This is a genomic window from uncultured Tessaracoccus sp. (genome assembly GCF_947255005.1).
Classification (GTDB): Bacteria; Actinomycetota; Actinomycetes; order Propionibacteriales; family Propionibacteriaceae; genus Arachnia.
Genome location: NZ_CAMYFI010000059.1, coordinates 1 through 14,117 on the forward strand (window position 1 = coordinate 1; position 14,117 = coordinate 14,117).

Genomic DNA, 14,117 nt, shown 5'->3' on the forward strand with positions numbered 1-14,117 from the left:
GTCCTGAGCCAGGATCAAACTCTCCGTTGAAAAAATGTCGGTTTGGGTGTTTATCCCATGTACCGTCAACAGAAATATGATTCTGACAGGATCCATTGCTGGATCTAATCAATTAATCAAAGGAACCGTTACATGAATAATCATGTGACGGGACGCACTAGCAATTTCTTGCGTGTGCATTATTATTTGGCATTGACTTTAAGTACGCTGTTGAGTTCTCAAGTTTCGGTTGCGTCCCAGATTGGTTTGCTTGCCTGCATTCCAACTTGGGGCAACTTGATCAACCTTACTTTTGGATTTTCACCCTGTCAAATCGGGCTGATATCCATCGTTATGGCTGATGCTTACCGCTGTGAGCGGCTCTATCAACTTTACTCGGTTTGTTAGCTGCTGTCAACTTGGCGCTTGCGCATCTCGTTTAGATCATTGCTACTAGCCTGGCGGCCAGCCGAGTTTGTAGTTGTTCGTCGCATCTGCGGCGAGTAGCCACTCTACTCAGCTTTCTTTCGGCAGTCAAATCGACTTGCAGCTTCACAATGTTGAGTTGTGTTGGTCTTTGTTCCCTTGGTTAGGCAACTTGCTCTACCTTACGCCCTTCTCTAACCCGAGTCAACTCGGCTCATTTTGGGCCGCACCGGTCTCTGCGGACCTTGAGTGGGTACTTCTCGCACGCACACTCGCCCGCTTCGACGCTGGTGTTGGGATTGCTTCCCGGCTTGGCCTTTCGTCCGTTTCGCCGGCAGCTGGAGAAACTATACACATCCGAGCGATGATTACAAAATCGCACCGAGAGCACTCAGCCTTCGCTCCTCCAAACCTTAGACCCAAGCCCTGTTTCCCTTATGACCTCTCCATACACCTGCGACTGCTCTGTGGACCCGTTGCTCCTCTGGAAGTGTCAGGCCGCGCAGATTGCTCTGCGGCACAATCGCAGGCGGCGGCGCTAAGTCCACCTTCCAGCGCATCGGCAAAGCTGGATTGTTCCGACGACGGCGAGGAGGGATGGCCCTTGGCCAACAGCTCGCGTCGGTACAGACATTCGTCGAGTACGCAGACTTGACGATCCGCCACTAGGACGTTGATGAAGCTCGGCTTGTACCTCTGCAGCATGTGCATCAACCCCCACGATGGATCAGGGATGGGCTGATCCCATGCACACCGTCGACGATTACGAAGCCGCAGGCATCCAGGTGGCCGGCTCGTACCTGACAGAAGCTGAGGCTTCGAAGCCGGTGATTTACACCACTGAGTCGGGGGTCAAGGTGGGGATCGTCTCGCAAACCTACGCTCTCCATGGCATCCCGAAGGCCAAGGGCAAGGATTGGTCTGTGGCTCTCATCGACGCTAACAAAGCCGTCGCGGATGCCAAGGCCGCCAAGGAAGCTGGCGCGGACATCGTCGCGGTTCACGTGCACGCGGGCACCGAGTACCAGCACAACCCAGACGCGCAACAGCGACAGTTTGCGGAGGCAGTGACAGCGTCGCCGTATGTCGACTTCGTCTTTGGGCAACATGCGCATGTGGTGCAACCCATCGACAAAGTCAACAACAAATGGGTGCTCTACGGCTCCGGCAACCTCATCGCGCAAAGTGGCCCGTCGAAGCCCTGGGGCTACAACGGGTACATGGCAACGATCACGCTCGCCGAGCAGCCGAACGGATCGTTCGTCGCCAAGCAGGTCGAGTGGGCGCCCACCTACACCACCCGGCACTCACGCAGCAATCCTGCGCGCGTCTACCTCATCCCCGATGCGCTCACGAAGGGCGAGGGACCTGCTGAGGCGCTCAGGAAGTCCGCGTCAAGGACTCGCGAGATCGTGACCAAGAAGAAGCCGGCGGGCCTCGTCGAACGAAAACAGCGAGTGTAGGGGTGAGCCTCAGCTGAGTACTACGCCGCCGACGGTCTTGCGGCCTCGTCGGATTACCCCGTAGCGGCCGTGCAGGAGCTGACTGGCGTCGACGAGCATGTCGGCGTCGGCCACCTTCTTGTTGTTGAGGTACGCGCCGCCCTCGTTCACGGCGCGTCGCGCTTCGCTCTTGGATTTGACCACTCCGCTTCGCACCATGGCGTCCACGAACGGCATCGGTTCGGGCAGCGGCGCAGCGTCCACCTCGCGCATGACACCGTCGAGGGTGGCGTCGTCGAGTTCTCGGAGCTCGCCCCTGCCGAAGATGGCCTGGGCGGCCGCGACCGCAGCCTTGCGCTGCTCGACGCCGTGCACGAAGTCGGTGATGTCGTCGGCGAGCGCTTTCTGCGCCTCGCGTTTGAACGGCGCCTCGGCAGTAGCACGCTCCAGCTCCGCGATTTCCTCGGGCGTACGGAAGGTGAACACCTTGAGGTATTCGATCACCTTCGCGTCTTCGGCGTTCAAGAAAAACTGGTGGAAAGCATACGGGCTCGTGAGCTCCGGATCGATCCAGATTGCGCCGCCCTCAGTTTTGCCGAACTTGGTGCCGTCGGCTTTCGTGATGAGTGGCGTCGCGAGCGCATGCACCTTGGCTTGGTCCGAGCGACGAAGCAACTCGACGCCCGCAGCGAGGTTGCCCCACTGGTCCGAGCCACCGGTTTGCAGCGTCACACCGTGGCGACGGTGGAGCTCGCGGAAGTCATTCGACTGGAGCAGCACGTAGCTGAACTCCGTGTAGCTGATGCCTGATTCGAGGCGGCTCGCGACGATCTCGCGGGCGAGCATCCGGTTGACTGGGAAGTGTTTGCCCAGGTCGCGGAGGAAATCGATGGCCGAGAGGTCTTTCGTCCAATCGAGGTTGTTCACCATCACGGCGGCGTTCGAGCCCTCGAAGGAGACGAACCGACGAGTCTGCTCACGGATCTGCTCCACCCATCCCGCGACGACCTCGGCGTCGTTCATCACGCGTTCGCCGGAGGCCTTCGGGTCGCCGATGAGGCCGGTGGCTCCCCCGACGAGCAAGTGCGGAACGTGCCCCGCGTCTTGCAGCCTTCTGGCCATGAGGAGCTGCATGAGGTGCCCGATGTGCAGGCTCGCCGCGGTGGGGTCAAAGCCCACATAGAACTTGACGGGGCCTTCGGCCAGGTGCTGCGAGAGTGCGTCTGGGTCGGTGGAGTGCGCGACAAGCCCGCGCCAGTTGAGGTCCTCGAACAAGTTCATACCCCGAACCCTACTGGGTACTCCCTGCTTCAGCGCCAGTTGCCCACGCTGTAAGGCGCGAGCGCGCTTCCTGCAGCTCAGCAATTTGTTCCCTCACCCGTGCTGGCGCGGTGCCTCCACGGCCGTCCCGGGCTGCGACAGATCCCTCGACGGTGAGCACGTCGAGGACGCCATCGTCGAGGTGTTCCGAGATGTGGGGAAGATCGTCCTCGGTGAGGTCGGAGAGCGTGATTCCCTTGCGTTCGCAGAAGCGCACCGTGGCGCCGGCGACCTCGTGCGCGACGGCGAACGGCACCTTCTGGCGCACCAGATGGTCGGCCACGTCGGTGGCGAGTGAGAATCCCATCGGCGCTACCTCGGCCATGCGCTCCGGATGGAATGTGAGGGTGCCGACCATGCCCGCGACCGCCGGGATGAGCACGTGCAGCTGGTCGATGCCGTCGAAGATCGGCTCCTTGTCTTCCTGCAGGTCGCGGTTGTAGGCCAGCGGCATGCCCTTGAGCGTGGCCATGAGCCCCGCGAGGTTGCCGATGAGCCGGCCCGACTTGCCTCGAGCGAGCTCTGCCACGTCGGGATTCTTCTTCTGCGGCATGATCGACGATCCCGTGGACCAGGCGTCGTCCAGCGTGGCGAACCCAAACTCTACGGTGCACCAGACGATGACGTCTTCGCTCAGACGGGACAGGTCGACGCCGATTTGGGCGAGGATGAACGCCGCTTCCGCAGTGAGGTCGCGGGCGGCCGTGCCGTCGATGGAGTTCTGCACCGACGAGGAAAAGCCCAGCTCCTTGGCGACGAGGCCGGGGTCGAGCCCGAGCGACGAGCCTGCTAGCGCCGCCGATCCGTATGGGCTGATCGCGAGGCGGGCATCGAGGTCGCGCAGACGTTCGATGTCACGCACCAGCGGCCAGGCGTGTGCGAGAAGGTGGTGGCTGAGCAGGATGGGTTGCGCGGACTGCAGATGGGTGCGCCCCGGCATGACGGCGCCCAGGTAGCGTTCCGCCTGTTGCTCGAGTGCGGCGAGCACGCCGTCGAGATCCTGGGCAATGAGCCGGATCTCTTCCCGGAGGTAGGAGCGGATGAGCGTGGCGATCTGATCGTTACGAGAGCGGCCGGCGCGAAGGCGTCCGCCCAGGTCGGCGCCGACGATGTCCTTCAGCCCACGCTCCAACGCTCCGTGCACGTCCTCGTCGCTTGGCGCCGGCACGAACGCTCCGGTGCGCACCTGCTCAGCCAACTGCGCAAGGCCTGCATCCATGTCGGCGGCCTGCTGATCATCGAGGTAGCCAGCGGCGTGCAGGGCCTTCGCATGCGCCCGCGAGCCGGCGATGTCGTGCAGCGCGAGTCTCCAGTCGAACTGGGTTGATTTGCTGAGCGCGAACATCGCCTCGCTGGGACCACCGTCGAAACGTCCACCCCACAGCTTTCCCTCGGTCACGATTCCTCCATCGGTCGTCCAGTCATGGTCATAGTGTTCAGCCTCGTCATCAAGGCGCAGGCCGCGTCCTCCGACTCGGTGATCACGAGCACCGTGTCGTCGCCTGCAATCGTGCCAAGCACACCCGGAAGCCCGGCTTGATCCAAGGCCGACCCGAAGTATTGGGCAGCGCCGGGCGGCGTGCGCAACACGATTTGGTTGAGAGCCGAACGCTGCATTTGTACCAGCTCGGCGCACAGTTGGGCGAGCTTCACCTCGGCTCCTTGCAACTGCCCGTGCAGCACGTACGCCAGCGCACCGCCGGCTGTGCGCTGCCGAACGGCGCCGATGGCGTGGAGATCCTTGGACAGCGTGGACTGGCTCGCCACAATGCCTTGATCGTCCAGGGCGTCGACGAGTTCTGCCTGCGAGGTGAACCGGCCTTCGGCGATGATTTGGCGCAAGATCGCTTGCCGACCGGCGCGCGATGCATCATTCATGAGCGCTCCAATAGCCTAGGCAAGACGCCGATGAAGGGCTGCACGTCGCTTCGCGTCGCGATGAGTGGCGGAGCAACGCGGAGCACGTTCGGGCGGGGCGCGTTGATGATGAAGCCCTCCCCCAAGGCTGCGTCAGCGACGGCGGGTGCCACGTCGCGGGCGAGCACGATGCCCCACAACATTCCTCGGCCGCGCACCTCGACGACGTCAGGGTGATGCAGGGCACGCACCGCGTCTGCGAACCACTCCCCCGTGCGGCGCGACGCCTCCAGCAAGCCATCTTCGAGCACGTCGAGCACGGCGTTCCCTGCGGCGGCTGCGACGGGGTTGCCGCCGAACGTCGTTCCGTGCAGGCCTGGCTGGAGGAAGCCCGCTGCCTCGCCGGTGGCGAGACACGCACCGATGGGGAACCCATTGCCCAGGCCCTTCGCGAGCGTCACGACATCGGGAGTGACGCCTTCGGCCTGGTGGGCAAACATAGCCCCACAACGCCCGAGGCCTGTCTGAATCTCGTCGATCCAGAGCAAGGCTCCGTGTTGGGCCGTGATGCTCCTAGCGGCTGAGACGTATCCGTCGGGTGCCGGCACGACGCCGTTCTCGCCCTGGATAACCTCGAGCACCACCGCAGCGGTGGCGTCGTCGACGGCCGTTTCCAGCGCCGAGATGTCGCCATACTCAACGAATTCGACGTCGCCAGGGAGCGGTTCGAACGGCGCCCGGTAGCGTTCGTTCGCAGTAATGGCGAGCGAGGCCGCGGTGCGCCCGTGGAATGAACCGCGCATGGCAACGATCTTCGTGCGCCCCGTCAGGCGGGTGAGTTTGAAGGCCGTTTCGTTCGCCTCGGACCCAGAGTTCGCGAAGAAGACTTTCGCGGACGAGTCGCCCAGGTGCGCCGCGAGCCGCTCGGCCAAGCGAATCTGTGGCTGCGATGCGAAAAGGTTGGAGATGTGCCCAAGTCGCCCCATCTGCGCGGTCACCGCTTCGGTGATGCGTGGGTGCGCGTGCCCCAACCCCAGCACGGCTAAGCCCGAGAGCAGGTCGGTGTATCGGTTTCCGTCGGCATCCCACACGTGGACGCCTTCGCCGTGTTCGAAGACGCGCTTCGGCGTACCGAAGGCGTTCATCATCACTGCGCCGTAGCGCTGTTGCAGTGTGTCGTTACTCATCGCGTCACCATCGTTCCCACGCCTTCTTCCGTGAAAATGTCCAGCAGCAGCGCATGCGGCAGCGTGCCGTCGTTGATGGTGGCGCTCTTCACACCCCCATCGATCGCTGCCAGGCAGGCCTCGATCTTCGGGATCATCCCTGTCTCGAGCGTGGGCAGCAGCGCACGGGCGTCGTCGGCAGCAATCTCCCGAATGAGCGAATCCGGGTCTGGGTAGTTGGCGTAGAGGCCGGCGACGTTCGTGAGCATGACCAGGCGTTTCGCCCCAATCGCAGCCGCGAGCGCAGCCGCAGCGGTGTCACCGTTGATGTTGTGCACCACACCGTGTTCGTCAGGGGCGATGGATGCCACGACGGGCACCCTCCCTGCATCAATGAGATCGATGAGCCCCGACGGGTTCACCTCGGCGATGTCCCCCACCAGCCCGAGATCGATCTCCTCGCCTGCGACTGTCGCCGTCCTGCGTGTCGCGGTGAACAATCGCCCGTCCTCGCCGGACATGCCGACGGCAAAGGGACCCTGTTGGTTGATGAGGTTCACGAGCTCGCGCCCCACCTGCCCCACCAGCACCATGCGCACCACGTCCATCGCCTCTGGGGTGGTGACGCGGAATCCGCCCTTGAACTCGGAGTGCACATCGAGACGCTCGAGCATCGACGTGATCTGCGGGCCTCCCCCGTGCACCACCACCGGCTTCACACCGACGATACGGAGGAAGGCGATGTCTTTGGCCAGCGCTGCCTTGCGTTCGTCGTCGATCATGGCGTTGCCGCCGTACTTGATGACCATGATCTCGCCGATGTATTCCCTGAGCCAGGGCAGCGCCTCGATGAGGGTATCCGCCTTGCGCACTGTCGATTCGATTTCCACCGTCATGACGAGTACTCCGCGTTCTCTTTCACGTAGTCGTAGGTGAGGTCGTTCGTCAGAATAGTGGCGCTGTGGGGCCCCGCGTGGAGGTCAACGAGCACGCGCACCTCACGGCCCGAGAAATCGACGAGGTCGCGGTCGTCCCCAATCTCGCCGGCGCGGCAGACCATGACTCCGTTGAAGCTCACGTCGATCTGATCGGGGTCGAACGTCGCTTGCGTGACGCCGATGGCGCTCAACACGCGCCCCCAGTTCGGGTCCTTGCCGAACACGGCGCACTTGAACAGGTTCGAGCGCGCGATCTCTCTGCCGACGAGCTCAGCGTCGTTCTCGGAAGCGGCTCCCTCCACCTCGACGGCGATAGTGTGCTTCGCTCCTTCCGCGTCGTTGATGAGTTGGCGCGCCAGGTCGGCTGAGACCTCGCGGAGCGCTTCGGTGAGTTCTGCCGTCGAAGGAGACACCCCGGAGGCCCCGGAGGCGAGGAGGATCACGGTGTCGTTGGTGGACATGCAACCGTCGGAATCGGTGCGCGAGAAGGTGGTGCGGGTAGCTTCGCGCAGCGCGTGATCCAGCATGGCCGGGTCGACATCGGCGTCTGTGGTGAGGACGACGAGCATCGTCGCGAGCTCGGGAGCGAGCATGCCTGCGCCCTTCGCCATGCCCCCTACGCTCCAGGAGCCTCGGTGCGCCACGGCCTCTTTAGGCACAGTGTCAGTGGTCATGATGGCTTCGGCGGCGGACGACCCGCCGTCGGCGGACAGTGCCTCGACGGCGGTGCCGATGCCGTCGAGCAGTTTCGCCATGGGCAGGCGTTCCCCGATGAGGCCGGTGGAGCACACGGCAACGTTGTCAGTGGGCAAGGTGAGTAGTTCGGCGGCCTTGGCGGCGGTAGTGGCCGCATCGGTCAAGCCGGCGGCGCCCGTGCACGCGTTCGCACCGCCGGAGTTCAGCACGACCGCTTGGACCTGCCCGTCAGCGACGGCATGGCGTGTCCATTTCACCGGAGCAGCCTGCACGCGGTTGCGGGTGAACACCGCTGCGGCTGCCATGCGTGGCCCCCGGTTGACGACGACGGCTAGGTCTCGAGCGCCGTTCTGTTTGAGGCCTGCCGCGACGCCCGCTGCAGTGAATCCTTGCGGCTCAGTGATACTCACGGTGCTACTCCAATCGAGCTGAGGCCGGTGGTCTCCGGCAAACCAAGGGCGAGGTTCATGGACTGGATGGCGCCGCCTGCAGTGCCCTTCGTCAGGTTGTCAATGGCGGCCACAGCAATAAGCCGACCGGCGGCGGGGTCGACGGTAACCTGCACCGTCGCGTTGTTCGAGCCGAGCACCGCAGCCGTCGCGGGCCACTGCCCCTCCGGCAGAAGATTGACGAACGGTTCGTTCTCGTAGTGCGCATGGTACGCGACGCGCACATCGGCGGCCTCCCCGACGAGGGGCGCGCTGCAGGTGGCGAGGATTCCACGCGGCATCGGCACCAGCAACGGCGTGAAACTGATGGCGACGCGCTGGGCAGTGAGGCCCGCGAGATTCTGTGTGATCTCAGGGGTGTGCCGGTGCGTTCCCCCCAAGCTATAGCAGGTGGCGTTGCCCATTGTCTCGGCGCCGATGAGATGCGGCTTGGGAGCCTTACCGGCCCCGGAGAGCCCGGATGCCGCAACGACGACGATCTGCGACGCATCCACGAGGTTCTCCGCCACGGCGGGCAGGAGCGCTAGTGTGACGGCCGTCGGATAGCACCCCGGCACAGCGACGCGTCGCGCGCCGCGCAGCTGCGCACGTTGGTCGGCGAGCTCGGGCAACCCGTATGGCCAGGTGCCTGCGTGCTCGGAGCCGTAGAACTGTTTCCAGGCCGCAGCGTCGCGAAGTCGATAGTCAGCGCCGCAATCGATGAGGAGTGCGTCGTCGCCTAACTGCGCCGCGATGGCTGCCGACTCCCCGTGCGGCAATGCGAAGAACACGACGTCGTGACCCGCGAGGGTGTCGGCGCTCGTCGGTTCGACGACGCGATCCACGAGCGGGCTGAGGTGCGGCTGGTGTGTACCGAGTTTGTCGCCAGCCGACGAATGCCCCGTCAGGGCGCCAATGGTTACTTCAGGATGCGCCAGCAGGAGCCGCAGCAACTCACCGCCCGCGTAGCCCGTGCATCCGGCAACAGCAACGTTGTACGTCATGCAGATAACTATGCCATATTGCTAATAGTTATCCCAATGCCTCGTTCGAGGATAGCCATTCCTTCCGCGAAGATGCGCTCCGCCTCGTCTGCGTCGAACTCGCCGAGTACCCCCAGCGCGGCCAACTGTGCCTGGGTTTGGTCGTGCAAGGCCGAACCCAGCACGAAATGCTCGACGGTGGCGAGGGCAGCGCCCTCGATACCGTCGGGCAGAAGGTGCCGGACGGGCTCCGTCGGATCCACCTCCCCTAACCCCACGGCACGGCTCGACAACACCAGCTCCGCAGCGTCGCGGTGCGCCAACAGCGCCTGGCGGTAGCCGAGCGCCCACGCAGTGAGCGTCGTCGCCATCGGCACGCCTTGGAGAATCTCGTCAGCCACCGAGGAGAGCAGGGATTGCTTGTTCGGGACGTGGTAGTACAAAGCTCCGGGTTGCACGCCCAGGACGTCAGCGACGCGACGCATGCTGAGGTCGGCCAGCCCGAACTCGTCGAGGATGGCGCCGGCCGCCTCAACTACGGCGCGCTTCGTCAGTACCATGCCGGCTCCAGAGTCATGCCGTCATGCTACCCATGCGCCAACGCGATGCTCGCTTCGACGCCCGACATCACGCCTCGCCCGCGCGTCATAGTCAGGCGCGCTGCATCGCCCCGCAACGTTCGACCGCGGCGTCCACCGCGGCTTGGCGCACCTGCGCGGCCTCCGCATCCCTGAGCGTCTTCTCGCCCCGAATGCGCAGCGCAAAGGCCAGCGATTTCTTACCTTCGTCAATCTGCTCGCCGGTGTACACGTCGAACAGATGCACCGACTCCAGCAGTTCGCCGCCGCCTGCCACCAGTGCGTCGTGCACTGCCGCCGAGGGCACATCCGCGTCGACGATGAGGGCGACGTCTTCCTTCGCGACCGGGGCACCGTGCAAGACGCCAATCCGGCCAGCATGCGGGGCCGCGTCGAGAAGCTTGCCGAGATCGATCTCGACGGCACACGTGCGCTCAGGGAGCTCGAAGGCAGCGATGACGCTCGGGTGGAGCTCGCCGGCGTGTCCGAGCAGCGTCTCGCCCACGAAGAATGCCGCGCACCGTCCGGGGTGCCAAGGCATGACATCGTCCACCTGTGCGCGTGTAAGCGTCAAGCCGACAGCAGCCGCGACGGTGTCTGCGAGGGCCACGACGTGGCGCCAGTCTGCATCGACGCCTTCGCCGCCCCAGCCATCCGGGGTCCACTTACCCGCAACCACACCGGCCAGGTGCTCAGGTTGGTTGGGCAGGGAGCTGTTCAACGCAGCAATCTCGTCGTCCGACGGGCGCCCCGTGACGTCGGGCTTCGGCGCCGCGTGAGTGTCCACGTCGAGGAAGACCGATCCGAACTCGAACACGGCGAGGTCGGTGATGGAGCGGGAGAGGTTCTTCGCCAGCACGCGGAACATCCCGGGCAGCAGCGACGTGCGTAGGAACGGCTGGGTGTCGGACAGCGGGTTGGCCAACCGGGTTGCGCGACGGCGCACATCTGTGGGCTCGATGCCCATGCGCTCGAGGTCGTCCTCCGACATGAACGGCAGGCTCATCGTCTGCGTGAAGCCGAGCTGCGCGGCGGCGCGAATCGCGTCGCGACGGGCCTGCTGCCTCGGCGTGAGACCGCCGCCCGACGGGGCCACCGGGAGGCGCTTGCCGATACGGTCGTAACCGATCTTGGTGCCAAGCTCCTCGACGATGTCGTACGGCTCGACGAGGTCATGGCGCCAGCTCGGGATCTCCAGGGTCAGCGAATCGCCGAGGGCAGTGACGCCGATGCCGGAGGCCGAGAGCAGCCGGACTGCCTCCGATTCCGGGATATCCAGGCCAAGCACGGATGAAATCAGGCCAACACGCAGCTTCACCACACGCGGCTCGGGAACACTTCCGACGAAGGTCTCGCCCGTCACCTGCCCGCCCCCATATTTAGTGATGAGCTTGGCCGCGCGTCGTGCAGCGGCATAGTTCACCGCCGGATCTACGTGACGCTCGAAGCGCTTCGAGGCTTCCGAGATGAGTCCGTGACGGCGGAAGGTGCGGGACACAGATGCGGCATCGAACGCGGCAGCTTCGAGGACGATGCGCGTCGTCGTCTCGCTAATCTCCGTCGACTCGCCGCCCATCACGCCAGCCAAGCCAATGGGGCCCGACTCGTCAGTGATGAGCATGTCGTCGGTGTCGAGTTGGCGGGTCTGCCCGTCGAGCGTAACGAGCTGCTCGCTCTCTCCTGCCATGCGCACGGTGATGGCGCCTTGGAGCTTGTCGGCATCGTAGGCGTGGAGCGGCTGCCCGGACTCGAGCATGACGTAGTTCGTCACGTCGACGGCGAGTGAGATGGAACGCACCCCTGACGCCCGGAGGCGATCTACCATGAACTTCGGCGACGGAGCCTGTGGGTTCACGCCTTCGATGGTGAGAGCTGTGAACGCGGTGCAGCGTTCGGTGTGGAGCTGCACCGGATGGCCGGAAGCAGCCTGCTCCGGCGGCGCCTGGCGGTACTTGTCGGTGTAAGGCACCGCGTAGGCAACCGACGCTTCGCGGGCGAGCCCGCGCATCGATAGGCAGTGCCCCAGATCGGGGGTGACGTCGATATCGAGCACGTCGTCTGCGCTCCACAGCAGTTCGATGGCGTCGTCGCCTGGGTTGCCTTGTCGGAGCACCATGATGCCCTCGTGGTCATCGCCGAGGCCGATCTCGTCCTCGGCGCAGATCATGCCATCGGAGATGTGACCGTAGGTCTTCCTGGCAGCGATCTGGAAGTCGCCGGGTAGCACGGCTCCCGGGAGAGAGACCACGACGAGGTCGCCCACCTGGAAGTTGTGGGCACCGCAGACGATGCCTCGTGAGGCCGGGTAGTCGTCGGTGGCCGGGTCGTTGTGAGCCTCCCCCACGTCGACGCGGCAATAGTGAATAGTCTTGCCGTTCTTCTGGGGCTCGTCTGTCATGCTGAGCACCCGTCCGACGACGAGTGGCCCGGTGACGGGAGAGCCGACGTGCTCCATCCGCTCGACGGTGAGGCCGAACTTGGTGAACGCATCGGCGATATCCTCGGTGCTGACGACGTTCGGCAGCATAACGAGTTCGCGGAGCCAGGAAACTGGGGCCTTCATCGTGCACCTCCGAGCAGAGATTGACTGAAGCGGACATCGCCTTCGACGAAGTCGCGAATATCTGGGGCGCCGTTACGGAACATCACCGTGCGTTCGATGCCCATGCCGAACGCGAAACCGGAGTACTCGCTGGCGTCGATCCCGCACGCGCGCAGCACGCGCGGGTTTACGATGCCACACCCGCCCCACTCGATCCACCCTTCGGATCTGCAGGTGCGACACGGGTGATCGGGGTTGCCGACGGACTCGCCCTTGCAGACGAAACACTGGAGGTCGACTTCTGCCGAAGGCTCCGTGAACGGGAAGAAGTGGGGGCGCATGCGCGTCTCGACATCACCGAACATCGCCTTCGCAAAGTGGTCAAGCGTTCCCCTCAGATGCGCCATCGAGATGTCCTTGTCGACGACGAGCCCTTCGAGCTGGTGGAACACAGGCAGGTGCGTGGCGTCATACTCATCCGAGCGATACACCTTGCCCGGGCTCACAATGTAGAGCGGCAGGTCTCGCGTGAGCATTTCACGCACCTGCACCGGAGAGGTCTGCGTGCGCAGCAGCTTCGCATCGGAGCGCGGCTCAATCCAGAGGGTATCTTGTTCGCCGCGGGCGGGGTGGTCAGGCGGGAGATTGAGCGCATCGAAGTTGTACCACTCCGTCTCCACCTCGGGGCCCTCTGCAACCTCGTAGCCGAGCGCGACGAAGACGTCAACCATCTGGTCGATGATCGCCGTCACCGGGTGGATAGCGCCGCGCGGTGAGATCTCGACCGGCAGCGTCATGTCAACGCGCTCCTCGATGAGCGCCGTCGCAAGTTCTTCTTGCGCCAGGGTCTCTTGACGGGCTGCGATGGCTTGATTCACTTGCCCCCTTGCCTGCCCGACGCGCTTTCCAGCATCCTTCCGCGCAGCGGGAGGCAGCGCCCCAATCTCGCGGTTCGCCAGCGCCAACGGGGAACGGTCGCCCGCGTGCGCGAGTCGAACGTGCTTCAGCTCCTCGCTCGAGGACGCCTCGTCAATGGCGAGGAGCGCGTCGGCAACGTATTCCTCGATAACTTCCGGCGCCAGCGCGGCCACCTGCTTCGGGTCATAGTTGTCATTCGGCCCGCTCATGGGGGACTCCTTCCCTGCTTCTGCGCTGCGCGGAGGCGGTGGCGTACAAACACACCGCCGCAGCGCTGGATAGGTTAAGACTTTCTGCGCCGCCCCACATGGGAACAGCGACGACTTCGTCAGCCAAGGCCCGGTCGGCGTTGGGGAGCCCCCACGCCTCGTTACCCATAATCCACGCGGTCGGGCGGGTGAGCTCGCCGCGTTGTTGCTTCAAATCAAGTGGTGCGCCGTCGCCATCGGCTGCCAGCACCTGCATACCGAGGCCGTGCACCGTCTCGACGGCCGCCTTCAACTCCATGCCGGTGATGATGGGCATGTGGAAGAGGCTTCCCACCGTCGAGCGCACCACCTTGGGGTTGTACACGTCGACGGATCCCGTCGTGAGAATAACCGCGTCAGCGCCGAAGGCATCGGCACAACGGATGACGGTGCCAGCGTTGCCTGGGTCGCGCACCTGGGCGCAGATCACCACGAGCTTGGCGTCCGCCAGCGCATCCAACCCGAAGTTGAGCTGGCGACACACAGCGATGACACCCTGCGGGGTCACCGTGTCCGAGATCTGACGCATGGCTTGTGCAGAGGCCTGCCACACCTGCCCGTCAAAGTCCGCAAGCAAATCGACATGCTTGCCGGGG

12 protein-coding genes are annotated in these 14,117 nt (G+C 64.3%); 1 reads left to right on the forward strand and 11 read right to left on the reverse strand.

Annotation, left to right across the window (positions count from 1 at the left end; genetic code table 11):
• Window positions 1–1,127 precede the first annotated feature (1,127 nt).
• Window positions 1,128–1,868 carry a CapA family protein gene (locus Q0X61_RS10585; RefSeq protein ID WP_297742498.1) on the forward strand — a complete coding sequence of 247 codons (741 nt, stop codon included), beginning with the start codon at window positions 1,128–1,130 and terminating at the stop codon, window positions 1,866–1,868.
• 9 nt (window positions 1,869–1,877) lie between these two features.
• Here Q0X61_RS10585 and tyrS read toward each other — a convergent pair whose 3' ends face one another.
• From tyrS to Q0X61_RS10640, 11 genes are all read right to left on the reverse strand, one after another.
• Window positions 1,878–3,128, reverse strand: a complete 1,251-nt coding sequence (gene tyrS / locus Q0X61_RS10590) for a tyrosine--tRNA ligase (protein WP_297742499.1) — start codon at window positions 3,126–3,128, stop codon at window positions 1,878–1,880.
• Between the two features lie 10 nt (window positions 3,129–3,138).
• Window positions 3,139–4,566: an argininosuccinate lyase gene (argH, locus tag Q0X61_RS10595; RefSeq protein WP_297742500.1), complete on the reverse strand. Its 1,428-nt coding sequence runs from the start codon at window positions 4,564–4,566 to the stop codon at window positions 3,139–3,141.
• Window positions 4,563–5,045, reverse strand: coding sequence for an arginine repressor (locus tag Q0X61_RS10600; protein ID WP_297742501.1), 483 nt, complete (start codon window positions 5,043–5,045; stop codon window positions 4,563–4,565). The genes argH and Q0X61_RS10600 overlap by 4 nt, the downstream gene beginning before the upstream one ends.
• A complete protein-coding gene (locus Q0X61_RS10605) occupies window positions 5,042–6,211 on the reverse strand; it encodes an acetylornithine transaminase (RefSeq protein ID WP_297742502.1) in 1,170 nt (389 codons plus the stop codon). The genes Q0X61_RS10600 and Q0X61_RS10605 overlap by 4 nt, the downstream gene beginning before the upstream one ends.
• Window positions 6,208–7,086, reverse strand: a complete 879-nt coding sequence (argB, locus tag Q0X61_RS10610) for an acetylglutamate kinase (protein WP_297742503.1) — start codon at window positions 7,084–7,086, stop codon at window positions 6,208–6,210. The genes Q0X61_RS10605 and argB overlap by 4 nt, the downstream gene beginning before the upstream one ends.
• Complete coding sequence (gene argJ / locus Q0X61_RS10615) at window positions 7,083–8,234, reverse strand: bifunctional glutamate N-acetyltransferase/amino-acid acetyltransferase ArgJ (protein WP_297742504.1); 1,152 nt, start codon at window positions 8,232–8,234, stop codon at window positions 7,083–7,085. The genes argB and argJ overlap by 4 nt, the downstream gene beginning before the upstream one ends.
• Window positions 8,231–9,256, reverse strand: coding sequence for an N-acetyl-gamma-glutamyl-phosphate reductase (gene argC / locus Q0X61_RS10620; RefSeq protein ID WP_297742505.1), 1,026 nt, complete (start codon window positions 9,254–9,256; stop codon window positions 8,231–8,233). Before argC ends, argJ begins: the two co-directional genes overlap by 4 nt.
• An 8-nt stretch (window positions 9,257–9,264) precedes the next feature.
• Complete coding sequence (locus Q0X61_RS10625; protein ID WP_297742506.1) at window positions 9,265–9,795, reverse strand: TetR family transcriptional regulator; 531 nt, start codon at window positions 9,793–9,795, stop codon at window positions 9,265–9,267.
• A 91-nt stretch (window positions 9,796–9,886) separates the two neighbouring features.
• Window positions 9,887–12,376: a phenylalanine--tRNA ligase subunit beta gene (gene pheT, locus Q0X61_RS10630; protein WP_297742507.1), complete on the reverse strand. Its 2,490-nt coding sequence runs from the start codon at window positions 12,374–12,376 to the stop codon at window positions 9,887–9,889.
• Window positions 12,373–13,482 (reverse strand): phenylalanine--tRNA ligase subunit alpha, encoded by a 1,110-nt coding sequence (gene pheS / locus Q0X61_RS10635; RefSeq protein WP_297742508.1) that lies wholly within the window; start codon window positions 13,480–13,482, stop codon window positions 12,373–12,375. The genes pheT and pheS overlap by 4 nt, the downstream gene beginning before the upstream one ends.
• Window positions 13,466–14,117 (reverse strand): RNA methyltransferase (locus Q0X61_RS10640; RefSeq protein ID WP_297742509.1); only part of this gene is annotated, 652 nt, incomplete at its 5' end. The genes pheS and Q0X61_RS10640, both read right to left, overlap by 17 nt.

Excerpts from the sequence above, each read along its gene's own strand:
- Q0X61_RS10625 (WP_297742506.1), bottom strand. The coding sequence starts at position 9,795 with ATGGTACTGACGAAGCGCGCCGTAGTTGAGGCGGCCGGCGCCATCCTC.
- tyrS (WP_297742499.1), bottom strand. The coding sequence starts at position 3,128 with ATGAACTTGTTCGAGGACCTCAACTGGCGCGGGCTTGTCGCGCACTCC.
- argC (WP_297742505.1), bottom strand. The coding sequence starts at position 9,256 with ATGACGTACAACGTTGCTGTTGCCGGATGCACGGGCTACGCGGGCGGT.
- pheS (WP_297742508.1), bottom strand. The coding sequence starts at position 13,482 with ATGAGCGGGCCGAATGACAACTATGACCCGAAGCAGGTGGCCGCGCTG.
- argB (WP_297742503.1), bottom strand. The coding sequence starts at position 7,086 with ATGACGGTGGAAATCGAATCGACAGTGCGCAAGGCGGATACCCTCATC.
- Q0X61_RS10585 (WP_297742498.1), top strand. The coding sequence starts at position 1,128 with ATGGATCAGGGATGGGCTGATCCCATGCACACCGTCGACGATTACGAA.
- pheT (WP_297742507.1), bottom strand. The coding sequence starts at position 12,376 with ATGAAGGCCCCAGTTTCCTGGCTCCGCGAACTCGTTATGCTGCCGAAC.
- Q0X61_RS10600 (WP_297742501.1), bottom strand. The coding sequence starts at position 5,045 with ATGAATGATGCATCGCGCGCCGGTCGGCAAGCGATCTTGCGCCAAATC.
- Q0X61_RS10605 (WP_297742502.1), bottom strand. The coding sequence starts at position 6,211 with ATGAGTAACGACACACTGCAACAGCGCTACGGCGCAGTGATGATGAAC.